The sequence below is a fragment of the Acidovorax sp. IB03 genome (assembly GCF_016406015.1).
GTDB lineage: Bacteria > Pseudomonadota > Gammaproteobacteria > Burkholderiales > Burkholderiaceae_C > Acidovorax > Acidovorax temperans.
On the sequence record NZ_JAEFCH010000001.1, the window covers coordinates 201,099 to 215,264 of the forward strand.

Annotated in this window: 14 protein-coding genes; 5 read left to right on the forward strand and 9 right to left on the reverse strand. The window is 66.6% G+C overall.

The window, feature by feature from the left end; translation table 11 throughout:
• Positions 1-4: 4 nt before the first annotated feature.
• Positions 5-946: a threonine/serine dehydratase gene (locus IHV84_RS00890; protein WP_198845439.1), complete on the reverse strand. Its 942-nt coding sequence runs from the start codon at positions 944-946 to the stop codon at positions 5-7.
• A gap of 152 nt (positions 947-1,098) precedes the next feature.
• Here IHV84_RS00890 and IHV84_RS00895 point away from each other — a divergent pair, with 152 nt between their 5' ends.
• On the forward strand, positions 1,099-1,794 hold the full coding sequence (locus tag IHV84_RS00895) for an HPP family protein (RefSeq protein ID WP_066698360.1): 696 nt from the start codon (positions 1,099-1,101) through the stop codon (positions 1,792-1,794).
• A gap of 92 nt (positions 1,795-1,886) precedes the next feature.
• Here IHV84_RS00895 and ispH read toward each other — a convergent pair whose 3' ends face one another.
• Together ispH and IHV84_RS00905 are read right to left on the reverse strand one after the other, a co-directional pair.
• A complete protein-coding gene (ispH, locus tag IHV84_RS00900) occupies positions 1,887-2,882 on the reverse strand; it encodes a 4-hydroxy-3-methylbut-2-enyl diphosphate reductase (protein ID WP_198845440.1) in 996 nt (331 codons plus the stop codon).
• Positions 2,882-3,346: a peptidylprolyl isomerase gene (locus IHV84_RS00905; protein ID WP_198845441.1), complete on the reverse strand. Its 465-nt coding sequence runs from the start codon at positions 3,344-3,346 to the stop codon at positions 2,882-2,884. Before IHV84_RS00905 ends, ispH begins: the two co-directional genes overlap by 1 nt.
• A gap of 127 nt (positions 3,347-3,473) precedes the next feature.
• Here IHV84_RS00905 and radC point away from each other — a divergent pair, with 127 nt between their 5' ends.
• From radC to IHV84_RS00920, 3 genes are all read left to right on the forward strand, one after another.
• The gene (gene radC, locus IHV84_RS00910; protein ID WP_198845442.1) at positions 3,474-4,187 is read left to right on the forward strand and encodes a DNA repair protein RadC; all 714 of its coding nucleotides are present in this window, start codon (positions 3,474-3,476) and stop codon (positions 4,185-4,187) included.
• On the forward strand, positions 4,187-5,401 hold the full coding sequence (locus tag IHV84_RS00915) for an esterase-like activity of phytase family protein (protein ID WP_198845443.1): 1,215 nt from the start codon (positions 4,187-4,189) through the stop codon (positions 5,399-5,401). The genes radC and IHV84_RS00915 overlap by 1 nt, the downstream gene beginning before the upstream one ends.
• A 293-nt stretch (positions 5,402-5,694) precedes the next feature.
• Positions 5,695-6,339 (forward strand): Smr/MutS family protein, encoded by a 645-nt coding sequence (locus IHV84_RS00920; protein WP_198845469.1) that lies wholly within the window; start codon positions 5,695-5,697, stop codon positions 6,337-6,339.
• Positions 6,340-6,372: 33 nt separating this feature from the next.
• On the opposite strand, the gene IHV84_RS00925 is transcribed toward IHV84_RS00920, so the two are convergent.
• Together IHV84_RS00925 and IHV84_RS00930 are read right to left on the reverse strand one after the other, a co-directional pair.
• Positions 6,373-7,434, reverse strand: coding sequence for a sensor histidine kinase (locus tag IHV84_RS00925; protein ID WP_370541153.1), 1,062 nt, complete (start codon positions 7,432-7,434; stop codon positions 6,373-6,375).
• A gap of 207 nt (positions 7,435-7,641) precedes the next feature.
• Complete coding sequence (locus IHV84_RS00930) at positions 7,642-9,678, reverse strand: bifunctional 2',3'-cyclic-nucleotide 2'-phosphodiesterase/3'-nucleotidase (RefSeq protein ID WP_198845471.1); 2,037 nt, start codon at positions 9,676-9,678, stop codon at positions 7,642-7,644.
• Positions 9,679-9,968: 290 nt separating this feature from the next.
• On the opposite strand from IHV84_RS00930, the gene IHV84_RS00935 reads away from it, so the two are divergent.
• On the forward strand, positions 9,969-10,295 hold the full coding sequence (locus tag IHV84_RS00935; protein WP_044401890.1) for an I78 family peptidase inhibitor: 327 nt from the start codon (positions 9,969-9,971) through the stop codon (positions 10,293-10,295).
• Positions 10,296-10,319: 24 nt separating this feature from the next.
• On the opposite strand, the gene hemW is transcribed toward IHV84_RS00935, so the two are convergent.
• The 4 genes from hemW to IHV84_RS00955 all read right to left on the reverse strand — a co-directional run bounded on the left by hemW (position 10,320) and on the right by IHV84_RS00955 (position 14,122).
• Positions 10,320-11,567, reverse strand: a complete 1,248-nt coding sequence (gene hemW / locus IHV84_RS00940) for a radical SAM family heme chaperone HemW (RefSeq protein WP_198845444.1) — start codon at positions 11,565-11,567, stop codon at positions 10,320-10,322.
• 172 nt (positions 11,568-11,739) lie between these two features.
• A complete protein-coding gene (rdgB, locus tag IHV84_RS00945; protein WP_198845445.1) occupies positions 11,740-12,342 on the reverse strand; it encodes an RdgB/HAM1 family non-canonical purine NTP pyrophosphatase in 603 nt (200 codons plus the stop codon).
• Positions 12,343-12,405: 63 nt separating this feature from the next.
• Positions 12,406-13,134 (reverse strand): ribonuclease PH, encoded by a 729-nt coding sequence (rph, locus tag IHV84_RS00950; RefSeq protein ID WP_198845446.1) that lies wholly within the window; start codon positions 13,132-13,134, stop codon positions 12,406-12,408.
• An 85-nt stretch (positions 13,135-13,219) separates the two neighbouring features.
• On the reverse strand, positions 13,220-14,122 hold the full coding sequence (locus IHV84_RS00955) for a PP2C family serine/threonine-protein phosphatase (protein WP_044401885.1): 903 nt from the start codon (positions 14,120-14,122) through the stop codon (positions 13,220-13,222).
• Positions 14,123-14,166 lie beyond the last annotated feature (44 nt).

Below are 14,166 nucleotides of genomic sequence, written 5' to 3' on the forward strand. Positions count from 1 at the left end.
CTGCTCAGGCCAGGCTGGCCGGGTCGAAGTTGGCGCCGCACAGCACCAGGCCCACGGTTTCCTGCGGCTGGGGGCGGTACACCCCCGTTTGCAGGGCCGCCAAGCCCAGCGCTGCGGCCGGTTCCACGGCCAGTTTCAGCTCGCGCCACAGCCATAGCTGGGCTGCACGGATGGCGTCGTCCGGCAGCAGCAGGGCATCATGCACGTGGCGCTGGCTCACTTCCCAGGCGATGGCGCCGATGCGCTTGGCCCCCAGGGAATCGGCTGCGATGCCGCTGACATCCACATCCACCGGCTGGCCCGCCACACGCGCAGCGTGCAACGTGGGCGCACGCTCCGGCTCCAGCGACACCACATGGGCGCGGCTTTCCACCCAGGCCGCCACGCCGCCGATCAGGCCACCGCCGCCCACGCTGACCAGCAAGGTGTCGGGCAAGCGGCCCGCTTGCTCTTCCAGCTCCAATGCCAGGGTGCCCGCCCCTGCCAACACCTCGGGCTGGTCATAGGCGTGGGCCTGCAAGGCGCCAGTGGCTTGCTGGCGGGCCACGCACGCCTCATAAGCCTGGGCGTAGGCCGCGCCGGTCACGACCACCTCAGCCCCCAATGCACGCAGGCGGGCGCGCTTGGCTTCGGGCGACACCTCGGGCACAAATACCTCGCAGCGCACGCCCAGAGCCTGGGCCGCAGCCGCCACGGCAATACCGGCGTTGCCGCCCGAGGCGATGATCACGCCGCTGTCGGGCACCGGATTGGCCAGCAAGCGGTACAGCATGCCGCGCGCCTTGAAACTGCCGCCCACCTGCAAATGCTCCAGCTTCAGCCAGACCTCTGCACAGTCCACCCCCAGGGCGGCGCCGGGCAAATGCAGCAGCGGCGTGCTGCGCAAAAAATGGGGCTGAGAGGCCAGGCGCTGGCGGGCAGCAGAGATGGCGGCGCGGTCGATCATGCAAAAGGCTCCGTTGCAAAATGGCCTTGCAGTGTAGAGCGTTCGCCCTCTGCAAAGGGCTTGTGCTGGCACCGCAGGCTTCAGCCCCACGCCCGCATGCCGATACCATGGAAACAGGGGTGGCGCCTGTGCGCAGCCCACAGGAGGTGGTGATGTTTTTTGTGTTCGGCCCTTCAGGCCAGATGTACCGAGGCGGGCCGGAGAACCTGAGCCAGATCGCTGCCGTGCGGCGCGTGGACCGCCCACAGGCGCTGCGCACGCGCACACTTGATCTGGACCAGGACACTGCCACCACCCCAGCGCCTCTCTCGCGCGAACGTGCGCCAGTGGTCAACCTGCGGCTGCAGGATGCCGTGGCCGCCTACCTCCAGACCGGCCAAGGCCCCCAGAAGCGGCGCGAACCCCTGACCCTGGTGCGGGATGTGATGAGCAACGACGCGCTGAGCGTGCCCCCCGACATGCGGGTCAACGATGCGTGGCAAACCCTGGCCGAGAGCCGGGTGGCCCAGGCCCCTGTGGTGGATGAGCGGGGCCGGGTCATCGGGTTGCTGCTGCGTGCCGACATGGCACCGCTGGATTTGCTGCCCGAGCCGGGAGCCGTGAAGGAAGCGATTGAGCTGGCCCGCAGGCCGGTGTCAGAAGTGATGTACAGCCCCGTCGCTGCCGTGGCCCCCGACACGGCCCTGCGCCGCGTGGCCGGGGTGCTGCTGGACACGGGCCTGCCGGGCCTGCCGGTGACGGATGAGGCGGGGGTGCTGATCGGGTTCATCTCCCGCACCGACATCCTGCGCGCCGTGGCGGCCGACCCGCCGCTGGACTTGTGGAGCGGGCCTGCACCGCAGGCATGAACATCGCGTCACTGCAAAATTTAACACCAAATAGGGCTCCAGCGCCCTACACATAAGCGCAAGCAGCTATCCATTCGATAGCAGATACCGAATCAGTGGGCGCCAGGGCCCGTTTCCGGGGTGCGCTGGGTGATCTCCAGCCCCGTGGCCGCGTCGATCTTGAGGCCCTTGGGCAGCGGGAACTTGATGGTCTCCTCAATGCCCGACATGGTGCGCACCGACACAGCGCCCAGCGCCTTGATGCGATCAATGACCTGTTGCACCAGAATTTCTGGCGCAGAGGCTCCCGCCGTCAGCCCCACCCGCACGGCACCGTCAAACCATTCGGTGCGCAGTTCGTCGGCACTGTCCACCATGTAGGCGGCGGTGCCCAGGCGCGCTGCCAGTTCGCGCAGGCGGTTGCTGTTGGAGCTGGTGGGGCTGCCCACCACCACCAGCACATCCACCTGCGGGCTGAGCACCTTCACGGCGTCCTGGCGGTTCTGCGTGGCGTAGCAGATGTCTTGCTGCTTGGGCTCGCGCACCTTGGGGAATCGCGCCCGCACGGCGGCGGTGATCTCGGCTGCGTCGTCCACGCTCAGCGTGGTCTGGGTTACCACGGCCAGCTTGTCGGTCTGGCTGGGCTGCACGCGGGCCACATCGGCAACGTCTTCCACCAGGTGAATGCCGTGGTCCAGCTGCCCCATGGTGCCTTCCACCTCGGGGTGGCCCTTGTGGCCAATCATGATGAACTCGTAGCCTTCTTTGGCGAGCTTGGCCACTTCCACATGCACCTTGGTGACCAGGGGGCAGGTGGCGTCAAAAATGCTGAAGCCACGCTGCTCGGCCTCTTGCTGCACGGCGCGGCTCACGCCGTGGGCGCTGAAGACCAGCGTGGAACCGGGCGGCACGTCCGACAGTTCTTCGATGAAGATCGCGCCCTTGGCCTTGAGGTCGTTGACCACATAGGTGTTGTGCACGATTTCATGGCGCACGTAGATGGGCGCGCCAAACTTCTGAATGGCGCGCTCGACGATCTCGATCGCGCGGTCCACCCCGGCGCAAAAGCCCCGGGGCTCGGCCAATAGGATCTCTTGGGGTGCGCTCATCACAGGATACCGATGACGTGCACTTCAAACGTGACCGGCTGGCCCGCCAGCGGGTGGTTGAAGTCGAACAGCACGGCTCCATCGTCACGCACCTGCTGCACGGCGCCAGCGTAACTGCCCAGGCCGTCAGGCGTAGGGAACTGCACCACATCGCCCACGTTGTACTTTTCGTCAGGGTCGCCCAGTTCGTTGAGCAGCTTGCGGGCCACCCATTGCTGCATGTCGGCATTGCGCTCACCAAAAGCCTCGCCCGCTGCCAGCTCGAAGCTGGTGCGCGTGCCTTCGGCCAGGCCCAGCAGGCGCTGCTCCATGGCGGGCGACAACTCGCCCGTGCCCAGCGACAGCGTGGCCGGCTTGTCATTGAAGGTGTTGATCACGTCACCTGCAGGCCCGGCCAGGCGGTAGTGCAAAGTGAGGAAAGAGCCGGGCTGAACGGTGGGAAGTGGGGCAGCGGTAGTGGTCATGTAAGTCCCGATAAACTGCCGCGATTGTAGAAAACCGGGCAAACCCCTACTGGGGTGTACGCCCCGCCACCCTGGCTGCCCAGTGCCGACCCGGCAGCCCACCTTGATTCCAAAGCCCCCCTGCCCCATGGCCATCAAGAACCTGCCCACCGAAGCCCAGCCCCGCGAAAAACTGCTGGCCCGTGGCCCCGCAACCCTGGCCGATGCAGAGCTGCTGGCCATCCTGCTGCGCACCGGCATCGTGGGCAAAGGTGTACTGCAGATGGCGCAAGAGCTGCTGGACCCGCCCGTGCTGGACCCTGCCAGCGGCAAGGTCAGCGGCGGATTTGGCGGCATCGCCGGGCTGCTGCATGCCAGCACCAGCGACCTGGAACGCATCAAAGGCCTGGGCCCCGCCAAGCGTGCCGAACTGGTGGCGGTGCTGGAGCTGGCGCGCCGCGCCTTGGCCCAGCAGCTGCGTGAACGCGAGGTGTTTGACTCGCCCAATGCCGTCAAGCACTACCTGCAGCTGCACCTGGCCGCCAAGAGGCACGAGGTGTTTGCCGTGCTGTTCCTCGATGCGCAAAACCGCCTGCTGGGCATGGAAGAGCTGTTTCGCGGCACGCTCACGCAGACCAGCGTGTACCCGCGCGAGGTGGTGCTGCGCGCCCTGCACCACCAGGCCGCCGGTGTGGTGCTGGCGCACAACCACCCCAGCGGCAGCGTGCAACCCAGCCGGGCAGATGAAGCCCTCACGCAGACCCTGAAAACCACCCTGGCGCTGGTCGATGTGCGCGTGCTCGACCACGTCATCGTCGCGCCCGGCCAGGCGCTGTCAATGGCAGAAGAGGGGTTGCTGTGATGCGCCTGCTGCGCCATTCACGGGCGCTGGTTGCCACACTGGCAGCCGCCCTGGTGCTGGGGGGCTGCGCAGCGCCCAGGCAACCCTCTGCAGGGAATACGGATGCGCGTATCCGACTGCTGGCGCAGGCCCACATCGCCGCCGGCACCGAGGTGCTGGGCACCCCGTGGGGCGGCATCTCGGGCATTGACTACGACCCGCAATCCGGCCAGTTCTGGCTCATCAGCGACGACCGCTCTGCCCATGCACCTGCGCGCATCTACACCGCGCGCTGGTCGCCCGCGCAGCAGCCCACACAGCCGCCCCACATCACGGGCGTCTTCACGCTGCTCACCGAGCAAGGCCAGCCATTTCCATCGCCCCGTCAACGCGCTGACTCAAACGCCGAGGTGCCCGACGCAGAAGCCATTCGCTGGCACGCGGGCCGCCAGCGCCTGTGGTGGGCGAGCGAGGGCGACTGGGCACGCGGCGGCATCCCCCGTTTGCGCGAAGCACTGCCCACCGGGCAATCGGCGCGCGATATTCCCCTGCCACCGGCCTTCGCCCCCACGTTGCAGCCCCAGCGCACCGGCCCGCGCCTCAACGCCAGCCTGGAAGGGCTGGCCTTTTCTGACGACGGCTGCACCGCCTGGTTGGCGATGGAAATGGCCTGGGTGCAGGATGGCGCCCGCCCCACCGTGCAGACCGCTGGCGGGCCCGTGCGCATCACCGCACTGGACGTGGCCACGGGCCAGGCACAGCAGCAGCGGGCCTACACCCCGGACGCCGTTCCCCGCGCCCGCCGACTGCCGTGGGGTCCTGAGGTCAACGGCGTGAGCGAAATTCTGGCCGATGGCCCGCACCACCTGCTGGTGCTGGAACGCGACTACAGCGCGGGCGCAGGCTTTGGCGCCCGCCTGTACCGCGCCGACCTGCGCAGCGGCAGCGACACACTGGGCGTACAGGCACTGCAACCAGGCAACCACACCCCGCTGCAAAAGACCTTGCTGCTCGACTTTGCAACGCTGGGCCTCGCCACCGTGGACAACCTCGAAGGCATGACGTGGGCCGCGCCGCTGCCCAGCGGCGAACGGGTGCTGGTGCTGGTGTCTGACGACAACTTCAATGCCGCGCAAAGCACGCAGTGGCTGGCCCTGGCCTATCCGCCCGCTGAGAGCGCTCCACCACAGCACAGCACCGCCTGTACTCCGCCATCTCCTGGAGCCCCCGCATGAATCGCCGCCATCCATCCGCAGGGGCGCCGCTGCCCGGCGACACACCAAGCGGCCAGCCATCAGACAAAGCGAGGCAAGAGCTGACCGGCGCGCTGGCAGCGGCCTTGGCTCGCACCTTGCGGCCCACCCAGCCCCCGGCGCCCACCGCGCCACCGCAGCCCCGTGCCGCGCGCCGGGTGCCCACCATTGCGTGGCAAGCCCCCAAACCCCGCACTGCACCCACGCCCCGGGCAGAAGGCACGCCCGCACCAGTCCCCAGACCACGCAAAGCGCCCAAACCGCGCCGCCCCGGCGTGCGTGTGGACGGCCTGCAAGACCTGGCCACCATCACCCGCCAGTTGCGTGAGCAGCGCGAGCGCGCCGAAGCCGAAGAAAAAGCCCGGCGCGAAGCCGCTGCGCGGCTGGAGGCAGAGCGCCAGCTGTTCAGCCGCGCCGTGGGGCAGGTGCATCCGCTGACCGACCGCAATTTGGCAGAACTGCCCACCACCCCGCCCGAGCCCCTGCCGCTTCAGCACTGGCTAGACGAAGAACGGGTGTTGATGGAATCCATCAGCGACGACTTTGACGTGAGCAGCCTGCTCGACACCGACGACCAACTCAGCTTTCGCCGCCCCGGCATCGGGGTGGAGATCACGCGCCGCCTGCGATCTGGCCACTGGAGCATTCAGCGCCAGCTGGACCTGCACGGCCTGCGCGTGGATGAGGCGCGCGAGGCGCTGGGCGAATTCATCCGCCACGCGCACAAGCTGGGCGTGCGCTGCGTGCGCGTGGTGCACGGCAAGGGCATGGGTTCGCCCGGCAAAAGCCCGGTGCTCAAAGGCCGTGTGCAGAGCTGGCTGGTGCAAAAGAGAGAGGTTCTGGCCTTTGTGCAGGCGCGCCCCATCGATGGTGGAGCGGGGGCCTTGCTGGTGCTGCTGCAGCCCGCGCGTACCGCCTGATACGACCCCACGCAAGGCGCTGAGCGCGGCCTTTCAGGCTTTGCGCGGGCGCTGCGCGGCCTGCACCCCGGGCAGCACCACGCGCACCGAAAGCCCTTTGAGCAAGGCGCTCTTGCCCAGCGACAACTCACCGCCGTAGGCCTGCACCATCTGCGTGGCAATGTGCAGCCCCAGCCCCGAGCCCTGAACTGAATCATCAAAGCGCAAGCCACGCTGGCCGGCGGCCCGCAACTGGTGGCGCGCCATGCCCGGCCCATCATCTTCAATCTGCAGCACCACTTGCGGCGGCTGGGCTGCATCGCCCTCTTCCATCGCCAGACCAATGTGCACGGCCGAGGCGGCCCACTTGCCTGCGTTGTCCAGCAGGTTGCCCAGCACTTCTTCCAGATCCGTGCGTTCTCCGCGCCACAGCGGGGTGGTGCCATCCTGCACCTGCAGCGTCCACTCCAGCGCCTGATCAGCGTGCAGCCGCTCCATCATGCGCACCACCTCGGCCACGCACTGCGCAACGTCCACGGGCTGGGCAGCCGTTGCGGGGTGGATGGCCGCCTGCATGTGCAAAGCGTCGCTGAAGGTGCGCGCCTGGTAGCGGTCAATCACCTGCGCCATGGCCTGCACCTGCCGCTGCACATCGGCCGCAGGCACGGCGGCATCACTGCTGGCCTGGGCACTGAGCAAGGCCAGTGGCTTTTTAAGGGCATGGTTCAGGTCCGACGCATGCGCGCGGGCGCGCGCCACCACGCGGGCGTTGTGCTCCCACAGGCTGGCCAGCTCGGCCTGCAGGGGCTGCAAGTCGCGGCCGGTGGGCGCTGCCAGCATGGCCTGCACGTCCACCAGTGCGCCTTCCTGCGCGGCGCTGCTGGGGTTGCGGATGGTGGCCAGCAAGGCCTCCAGCCGGCGCAGCGGGGCCAGGCCTACCCGCACCTGCAGCCAGCACAGCGCCACCGCCAGCAATACCAGCGCGGCACCGGCAAGGGCCAGGGTTTGGTCGATACGTTGCAGGCTGGCCCAGGTGGCCGTGGCGGGGCCGTACACCGTCAGGCGAACAGGCTGGGGCGGCTCGCCCGCCATGCCCAGCGCCAGCAACGGTACCACCGGCAAGGTGGTGCGCGAGAAGCTGGAGCGTTGAGCGTTTCAACCCGGCACTGCACCTTTTAAGCAAAAAGTGCCTCTAGCGCTTATCCAATAAGCGCCACCAGCTATCTTTTAAATAGCAAAGCCCGCCTGCTTCACCCCAGGCGGGCTTTTTTCATGTCTCCGGCCACGCCCACCTGCCGTGGGCTGCCGGTGCGCGTGGCGAAATTACTTCGACAAATCGACGCTGTACTTCGACGTGCCCTTGCCCGAGCCGTCGTCAGCAGCTACCAGGCTCACATTGGCCAGGCCCGCAGCCTGCGCCACGCTGAGCGCGTTGGCACCCGAGGTGAACACCACAGGCCCGGCCACGGTGGCCTTGGCAAAGCGCCAGCTCTTGGCAGCGCCGTTGGCGGTGCGGCTCACGGCGGGGTTCTTGCGGATGTAGTCGATCACCACATCGCGGTTGGCATCGGGCGAGGCCCAGATGGTGCCCGAGCCGTCGAGCTTGTCGATGAAGCTCTTGCCACTGGTGGCGCGGTAGTTGTTGGTGGCGATCACGAACTCCTGCGCCACATCGATGGGCTTGCCCAGGTACGTCAGGTTCTTGATGCGGCTGCCCACGGGCTGGGTCACGTCAATTTCGTACTGCACGTCTGCCGTGGTGAACATGTCGAAGTTGTACCCAGGGAAGGTGCTGATGAGCTGCTGCTCCGTGGTCTTGGCGGGGTCGATCTGGTTGAAACGCTTGGCAGCGGCCTCGAGCCAGTTCTTGATGTCCGCACCGTTCACCTTCACCGCATACACGGTGTTGGGGTACAGGTAGAGGTCGGCCGCGTTGTTGATGGCCAGCGGGCCCACCGCCACGTCGGTGTAGTCCGCCCCGCCCTGGAAGCCGCTCTTGAGCGGCGCGCTCACCGACAGCACCGGCAGCGCTGCGTATTGCGGCAGGTTGGCCTTGATGTAGGCGGCCACATAGGCTTGCTGGGCCTGGTTCACGATCTGGATCGCGCCGGGGTCGCCCACATCGGCAAACAGCGTGCTCATGCGGAAGTCTGTCTGGCCGATGGGCGTCTTCACGTACTTGATCGCGGCCTGGTGCTGCGTCTCGATCAGCGCAGCGATGGTGGCGTCGGGTTCTACGTACACGTTCGCGCCCGCTGCATTCTTGCTCTGGATGTTGCGCAGCTCGCTCTTGCTGGCAGTCTTGTTGACCACCCACTTGCTGCCGTCCCACTGCAGCGCCAGCTGCACCACGCCCAGGGCCTTGCCCCAGGAGCTGGCCATCACGGCGGGCACACCGTTGACGGTGCCCGCCTTGTGGTCCACGCCGGGCAGGTTGAAGCTGGGGGTGGCTGCGGTGTCAGGGAACACGCCGTGCTGGTGGCCCATCACCATCGCGTCGATGCCCGCCACCTTCGACAGGTGCAGGCCGGGGTTTTCCATGGTGGGCGAGTACGCCGCGCTATCGAGCCCGCCGTGCAGCAGCGCCACCACAATGTCGGCGCCCTTGGCGCGCAGCTCGGGCACGTACTTGGTGGCCGACTCCACCGCGCCTTCGGTGTAGACCTTGCCTTCCAGGTAGCGCTTGTCCCAGTTCATGATGCCGGGGGTGGTGAAGCCGATCACGCCGATCTTGATGGACAGCTTCACTTCCTTGCCATCGGTGCCCTTGGCCACCACCGTGCGCTCCAGCAGCGTGTAGGGCTGCACCAGCGGCTTCTTGGTCTTGCTGCTGTACACGTTGGCCGGCACAGCGGGGTAACCTGCGCCCGCGCATTTCTTGGTGGGGTCCACACCGTCCACGTCCAGCCCGCCGCCCAGCACCTGGTTCAGGAAGGGCAGGCCGTAGTTGAACTCGTGGTTGCCCAGCGTGCCCGCGTCAAAACCCAGAGCGCCCATGGCCTTGTACATGGACAACTGCTGCGTGCAGGGGATGGGGCTGATGGTGGCTTCGTAGTCAGCCAGCGCGGTGCCCTGGATGGTGTCGCCGTTGTCTACCAACAAGGTGTTGGCAAATTCCTTTCGGGCTGCGCGCACCAGCGTGGCGGTGCGTTCGAAGCCGTAGGTCTTGTCCTCGGCCAGCTTGAAGTAGTCGTAGCTGCGCACGTTGAAGTGCAGGTCTGTCGTCTCCAGCACGGCCAGGGTGGCTGTGGCACCGGCGTTGGCATTGCTGTCGCCATCGCTGCCGCCGCAAGCGGCCAGGGATGCAGCCAGGGCCACCACGCCCAGCGTGGCAGTGCGGCGCGACACATGCCCCAGCATGCCGGAGCCTGCGGAGCGGAAAACAGAGGTCTTGATCAACATGGGCAACCCAAGAAAAACAAAACCGCGAGTGTGGGAACCGCGTTTGACAGCGGTGTGACGGGTGTGTGGCACACGCTGCCCGGCGTCGTGCATGCGACAGAGGCTTGAGAGCCTTTTCAAGATCTTTGCGGGGCCACCGCCCGCGCGTTACGCACGGACACGGTCAGCCGCCACGGGCTGGGTTATCGTGCAGGCATGGGCTCTGTACGCAGCCTTTCCATCCACTGAATCACTCAAGGAGCCTTTGCATGAAAAACTCTCTCTGGACCCTGGCAGGCACTTCCGTAGCTGCAGGAATCCTGGCGGGCTGCGCTGCGCCCAACCCAGGTGCTGGCGCGTCAAACACCCCAGCAGGCCAGCCCCCCGTGGGTGGCCAATGCAATGCTGCGCCAGCGCAGTCGTTTGTGGGCAAAGACAGCACCGCCAGCGTGATCGAGGCGGCGCGGGTGCAGTCGGGTGCCCACATGGCGCGGGTGTTGCGCCCCGGCCAGATGATCACAAAGGAATACAACACCCAGCGCCTGAACCTGGTGGTGGACGACAACGGCCGCATCACGGCCGTGCGCTGCGGCTGACGCGCGGCCCCGCAGGGGCCGCGCTTAGTCGGCCAGAAACAGCTCTTGCAGATCGCTCAAGAAGTCAAAGCCCCGCTCGGTGGGGCGCACCTGCCCGCCCTCGCGCACGATCAGGCCTTTGCTTTGCGCGGCATCCAGCGCTTTGGCAATGGCGCTGATCGGCAAGCCTGTGCGTTCGGTGAAGTCGGTCAGCGCAAAGCCGCCGCGCAGGCGCAGTGCGTTGAGCATGTATTCAAACGGCAAATCAGCCCGGCGCACATCGTCGTCCTGCGCCACGGCGTGGCCTGCCAGGGCGTTGTCCATGTAGCGGGCCGGGTCGCGAAAGCGTACCTGCCGCACCACGCGGTGCGCAAAGCTCAGCTTGCTGTGCGCGCCCGCACCAATGCCCAGGTAATCGCCAAACTGCCAGTAGTTGGTGTTGTGAAAGCACTGGTGGCCCGCGCGGGCGTAGGCGGAAATCTCGTACCGCGCCAACCCGGCCGCGCCCGTCATCTCGGTGATGCGGTCAAGCATGGCATAGGCCAGGTCGTCCTCAGGAATGGCGGGCGGAAACTTGGCGAAGTAGGTGTTGGGCTCGATGGTGAGGTGGTAGATGGAGATGTGCGGCGGCGCCAGTTGCAGCGCCTGCTGCATGTCCTGCTCCATCTGCGCCAGGGTCTGGCCTGGCAGCGCGTACATGATGTCGAGGTTGAAGGTGTCGAATGCGCTGGCGGCCTCCTCCACCGCCGCCAGGGCCTGAGCCCGGTCGTGCACCCGGCCCAGGGCCTTGAGGTGCGCGTCGTTGAAGCTCTGCACCCCGATGGACAGGCGCGTGACGCCCGCGCTGCGATAGGCACGGAACCGGTCCTTCTCAAAGGTGCCGGGGTTGGCCTCCATGGTGATTTCGCAGTCAGCCTCCAGCCGCAAGCGGGCGCGGATGTCGCTGAGCAGGCGGTCTATGGCCTGCGGTGCGAACAGGCTGGGCGTGCCGCCACCGATGAAGATGCTGTGCACCGAACGGCCCCAGATCAGCGGCAGCGCGGCTTCGAGGTCGGCCATGAGCGCGTCTATGTAGCGCTGCTCGGGCACCTCACCCGCCGCGCTGCCGCCGCGCGCTTCGTGCGAGTTGAAGTCGCAGTAGGGGCACTTCTTCAGGCACCAGGGCAGATGCACGTACAGCGACAGAGGCGGCAGGCTGGCCAGCTGCAGCAGACCGGGGCGCATGTAGTGCTGGATGTCGCGCACCACGGCGGGCGCGTCATCGGCACTAGCAGGAATTATGGGAATAGCCATTCAAAGCTCAAAAAAATAGGAGCGCTTCCATCGCAGCGGTGGCTAGCAAGAGGCACTGCCATGCGAGCGACCGCCGCGCAAGGGCCGCCGCGGCAGCGCAGCTGCGTTTCACTTGCGTGCGCTGGCGGTGTCCCCCCTTGGGGGGAAGGCGCGAAGCGACTCAGGGGGGACTTCATCCAAACCAGCGCTCACGCATCAGGGCCAGCATTTGCGCGGCGGAGCGGCCCCGGTGGCTGTGCGCGTTCTTCACCTCCACGGGCAGCTCGGCAAAGGTCTTGCCAAATTCGGGGATGAACATGACGGGGTCGAACCCAAAGCCGTTGCTGCCGCGCGGCTCGGTGGTGATCTCGCCCACCACGCGGCCTACGGCAATCAGCGGCTCGGGGTCCTGCGGGCTGCGCACGGCCACCAGGGTGCTGACCATGGCGGCGCGGCGGTTGGTGACGCCCTGCAGTTGCTCCAGCAAGGCACGCACGTTGTTGGCGTCGCTTTTTTCGTAGCCAAACTGGGTGCAGTAGTAGGCCGTGTCCACGCCCGGCAGACCGCCAAACGCTTCCACGCACATGCCCGCATCATCGGCCAGCGCGGGCAGGCCGGTGTGTTGCGACGCAAAGCGGGCTTTGGTCAGCGCGTTTTCGACAAAGGTGCGGAAGGGTTCTTCGGCCTCGCCCACGCCCAGGTCGCCCTGGCGCACCAGTTCCACGCCCAGCGGGGCAAACATGGCCTGCAGCTCGGCGAGCTTGCCCTGGTTGTTGGATGCCAATACGAGTTTCATAGTCAAATCAGGCTCTAGCGCTTATTCATCAAGCGCTAGCAGCTATCAAATCAATAGTAAAAATCAGGCTGTCAGGGCCTGCTGCTGCAACAGGATCAGCTCGGCAATGCCCTTTTCGGCCAGCGCCAGCAATTGGTCCATTTCCTTGCGGGTAAAGGCCACGCCTTCGGCCGTGCCCTGCACTTCCACGTAGTGGCCCGCACCGGTCATTACCACGTTCATGTCGGTGTCGCAGTCCACGTCTTCCACGTATTCCAGGTCGAGCAGCGGCGTGCCTTGCACGATGCCCACCGAGATGGCGGCCACGGGCTCGCGCAGGGGCGACTGGGTGATCTTGCCTGCGGCGATGAGTGTGTTCACCGCGTCTTGCGCGGCCACCCACGCGCCGGTGATGGCGGCAGTGCGGGTGCCGCCATCGGCCTGGATCACGTCGCAGTCAAGCTGGATGGTGCGCTCGCCCAGCAGCTTCAAATCGAACACCGCACGCAGCGAGCGGCCGATGAGGCGCTGGATCTCTTGCGTGCGGCCGTTTTGCTTGCCGCGTGCAGCCTCGCGGTCGCTGCGGGTGTGGGTGGCGCGGGGCAGCATGCCGTATTCCGCCGTCACCCAGCCTTCACCACTGCCGCGCTTGTGGGGCGGCACGCGCTCTTCTACCGACGCGGTGCACAGCACCTTGGTGTTGCCAAACTCGATGAGCACCGAGCCTTCGGCGTGCATGGTGTAGTGGCGGGTGATGCGCACGGGGCGCAACTGATCGGCGGCGCGTGGGCCAGAGCGTTGGAAGGTGGTCATTTCAGGGGCGATCACATCGCAAAAAGAGTTTCAAAACAGACGGGCCCGTGAAGGGCCCGTGTCCACAGGGTTCAGAGCCAGTGCCTCATCCGCGGCGGGCGGCCGACCTGCGAATGGCTTCGTTGATTTCGGCAATCGAGCGCTCAATGGCCGCATCGTCCAGATCGTCGGCCAGGCCATCGAGCGGGCCGGCCTGGATGGTGGAGGCAAACACATCGTCGCTGATGCTGTCGGTGGACACGCCCTGGGTGGACTCGAATGCATCGGGCGTCTCCCACTCCAGGGCCACCACGGTCACGTTGTCGCTGCTGTCGCCCGCCTTGCGCAAGGCTTCTTCCACCAGTTCAGGCACCGCATGAGAAACGGGCTGGCGGGCCAGCTGCTTGGTGATTTCTTCATCACTCAAGGTGCCCCACAGGCCGTCTGAGCACAGCAGCAGGCGGTCTCCCTGCTCCAGGTACACAGGCCCGGTGATGTCGTAGATGGGCTTGGTGGGCGAACCCAGGCAGGTAAACAACACGTTGCGGTTCACCCGGTCCATGCCCGGTGGGGGCGCGTTGCGCAGTTCCAGGTACGAGTGGTCGCGCGTGCGGGTCAGCAAATCTCCGTCGCGCACCATGTACAGCCGCGAATCACCGCAGTGCACCCACGAGGCGGCTCCGCCCTGCAACACTGCCGCCACCAGCGTGGTGCGCGGTGTGTCGATCATGCCCTTCTCAGACGCGTATCGCAGAATCTGGTGGTGGGCGGCGAGCAGTGCGCCCGAAAGGAATTCCTGCACGTCCTGGATCTGGGGCTTGGCCTGGCGCTGGAACAGTGCCGAGACGGTTTGCAGCGCGATTTGCGCCGCCACCTCGCCCTCAGGGTGCCCGCCCATGCCGTCGGCCAGCACAAAGAGCCCCGACTCGCGGGTGTAGCAGTACCCCATGCGGTCTTCGTTCTTTTCGCGGCCGCCCCGGCGGCTGATCTGGAAAACCGAGAATTTCATAGTGGTTCACGCAAACAGGGATGCGCGCAGGCATCGTCAATGAA

Bases quoted from the DNA above. Each gene is read 5' to 3' on its own strand.
- IHV84_RS00890 (WP_198845439.1), bottom strand. From the start codon at position 946: ATGATCGACCGCGCCGCCATCTCTGCTGCCCGCCAGCGCCTGGCCTCT.
- IHV84_RS00895 (WP_066698360.1), top strand. From the start codon at position 1,099: ATGTTTTTTGTGTTCGGCCCTTCAGGCCAGATGTACCGAGGCGGGCCG.
- ispH (WP_198845440.1), bottom strand. From the start codon at position 2,882: ATGAGCGCACCCCAAGAGATCCTATTGGCCGAGCCCCGGGGCTTTTGC.
- IHV84_RS00905 (WP_198845441.1), bottom strand. From the start codon at position 3,346: ATGACCACTACCGCTGCCCCACTTCCCACCGTTCAGCCCGGCTCTTTC.
- radC (WP_198845442.1), top strand. From the start codon at position 3,474: ATGGCCATCAAGAACCTGCCCACCGAAGCCCAGCCCCGCGAAAAACTG.
- IHV84_RS00915 (WP_198845443.1), top strand. From the start codon at position 4,187: ATGCGCCTGCTGCGCCATTCACGGGCGCTGGTTGCCACACTGGCAGCC.
- IHV84_RS00930 (WP_198845471.1), bottom strand. From the start codon at position 9,678: ATGCTGGGGCATGTGTCGCGCCGCACTGCCACGCTGGGCGTGGTGGCC.
- IHV84_RS00935 (WP_044401890.1), top strand. From the start codon at position 9,969: ATGAAAAACTCTCTCTGGACCCTGGCAGGCACTTCCGTAGCTGCAGGA.
- hemW (WP_198845444.1), bottom strand. From the start codon at position 11,567: ATGGCTATTCCCATAATTCCTGCTAGTGCCGATGACGCGCCCGCCGTG.
- rdgB (WP_198845445.1), bottom strand. From the start codon at position 12,342: ATGAAACTCGTATTGGCATCCAACAACCAGGGCAAGCTCGCCGAGCTG.
- rph (WP_198845446.1), bottom strand. From the start codon at position 13,134: ATGACCACCTTCCAACGCTCTGGCCCACGCGCCGCCGATCAGTTGCGC.
- IHV84_RS00955 (WP_044401885.1), bottom strand. From the start codon at position 14,122: ATGAAATTCTCGGTTTTCCAGATCAGCCGCCGGGGCGGCCGCGAAAAG.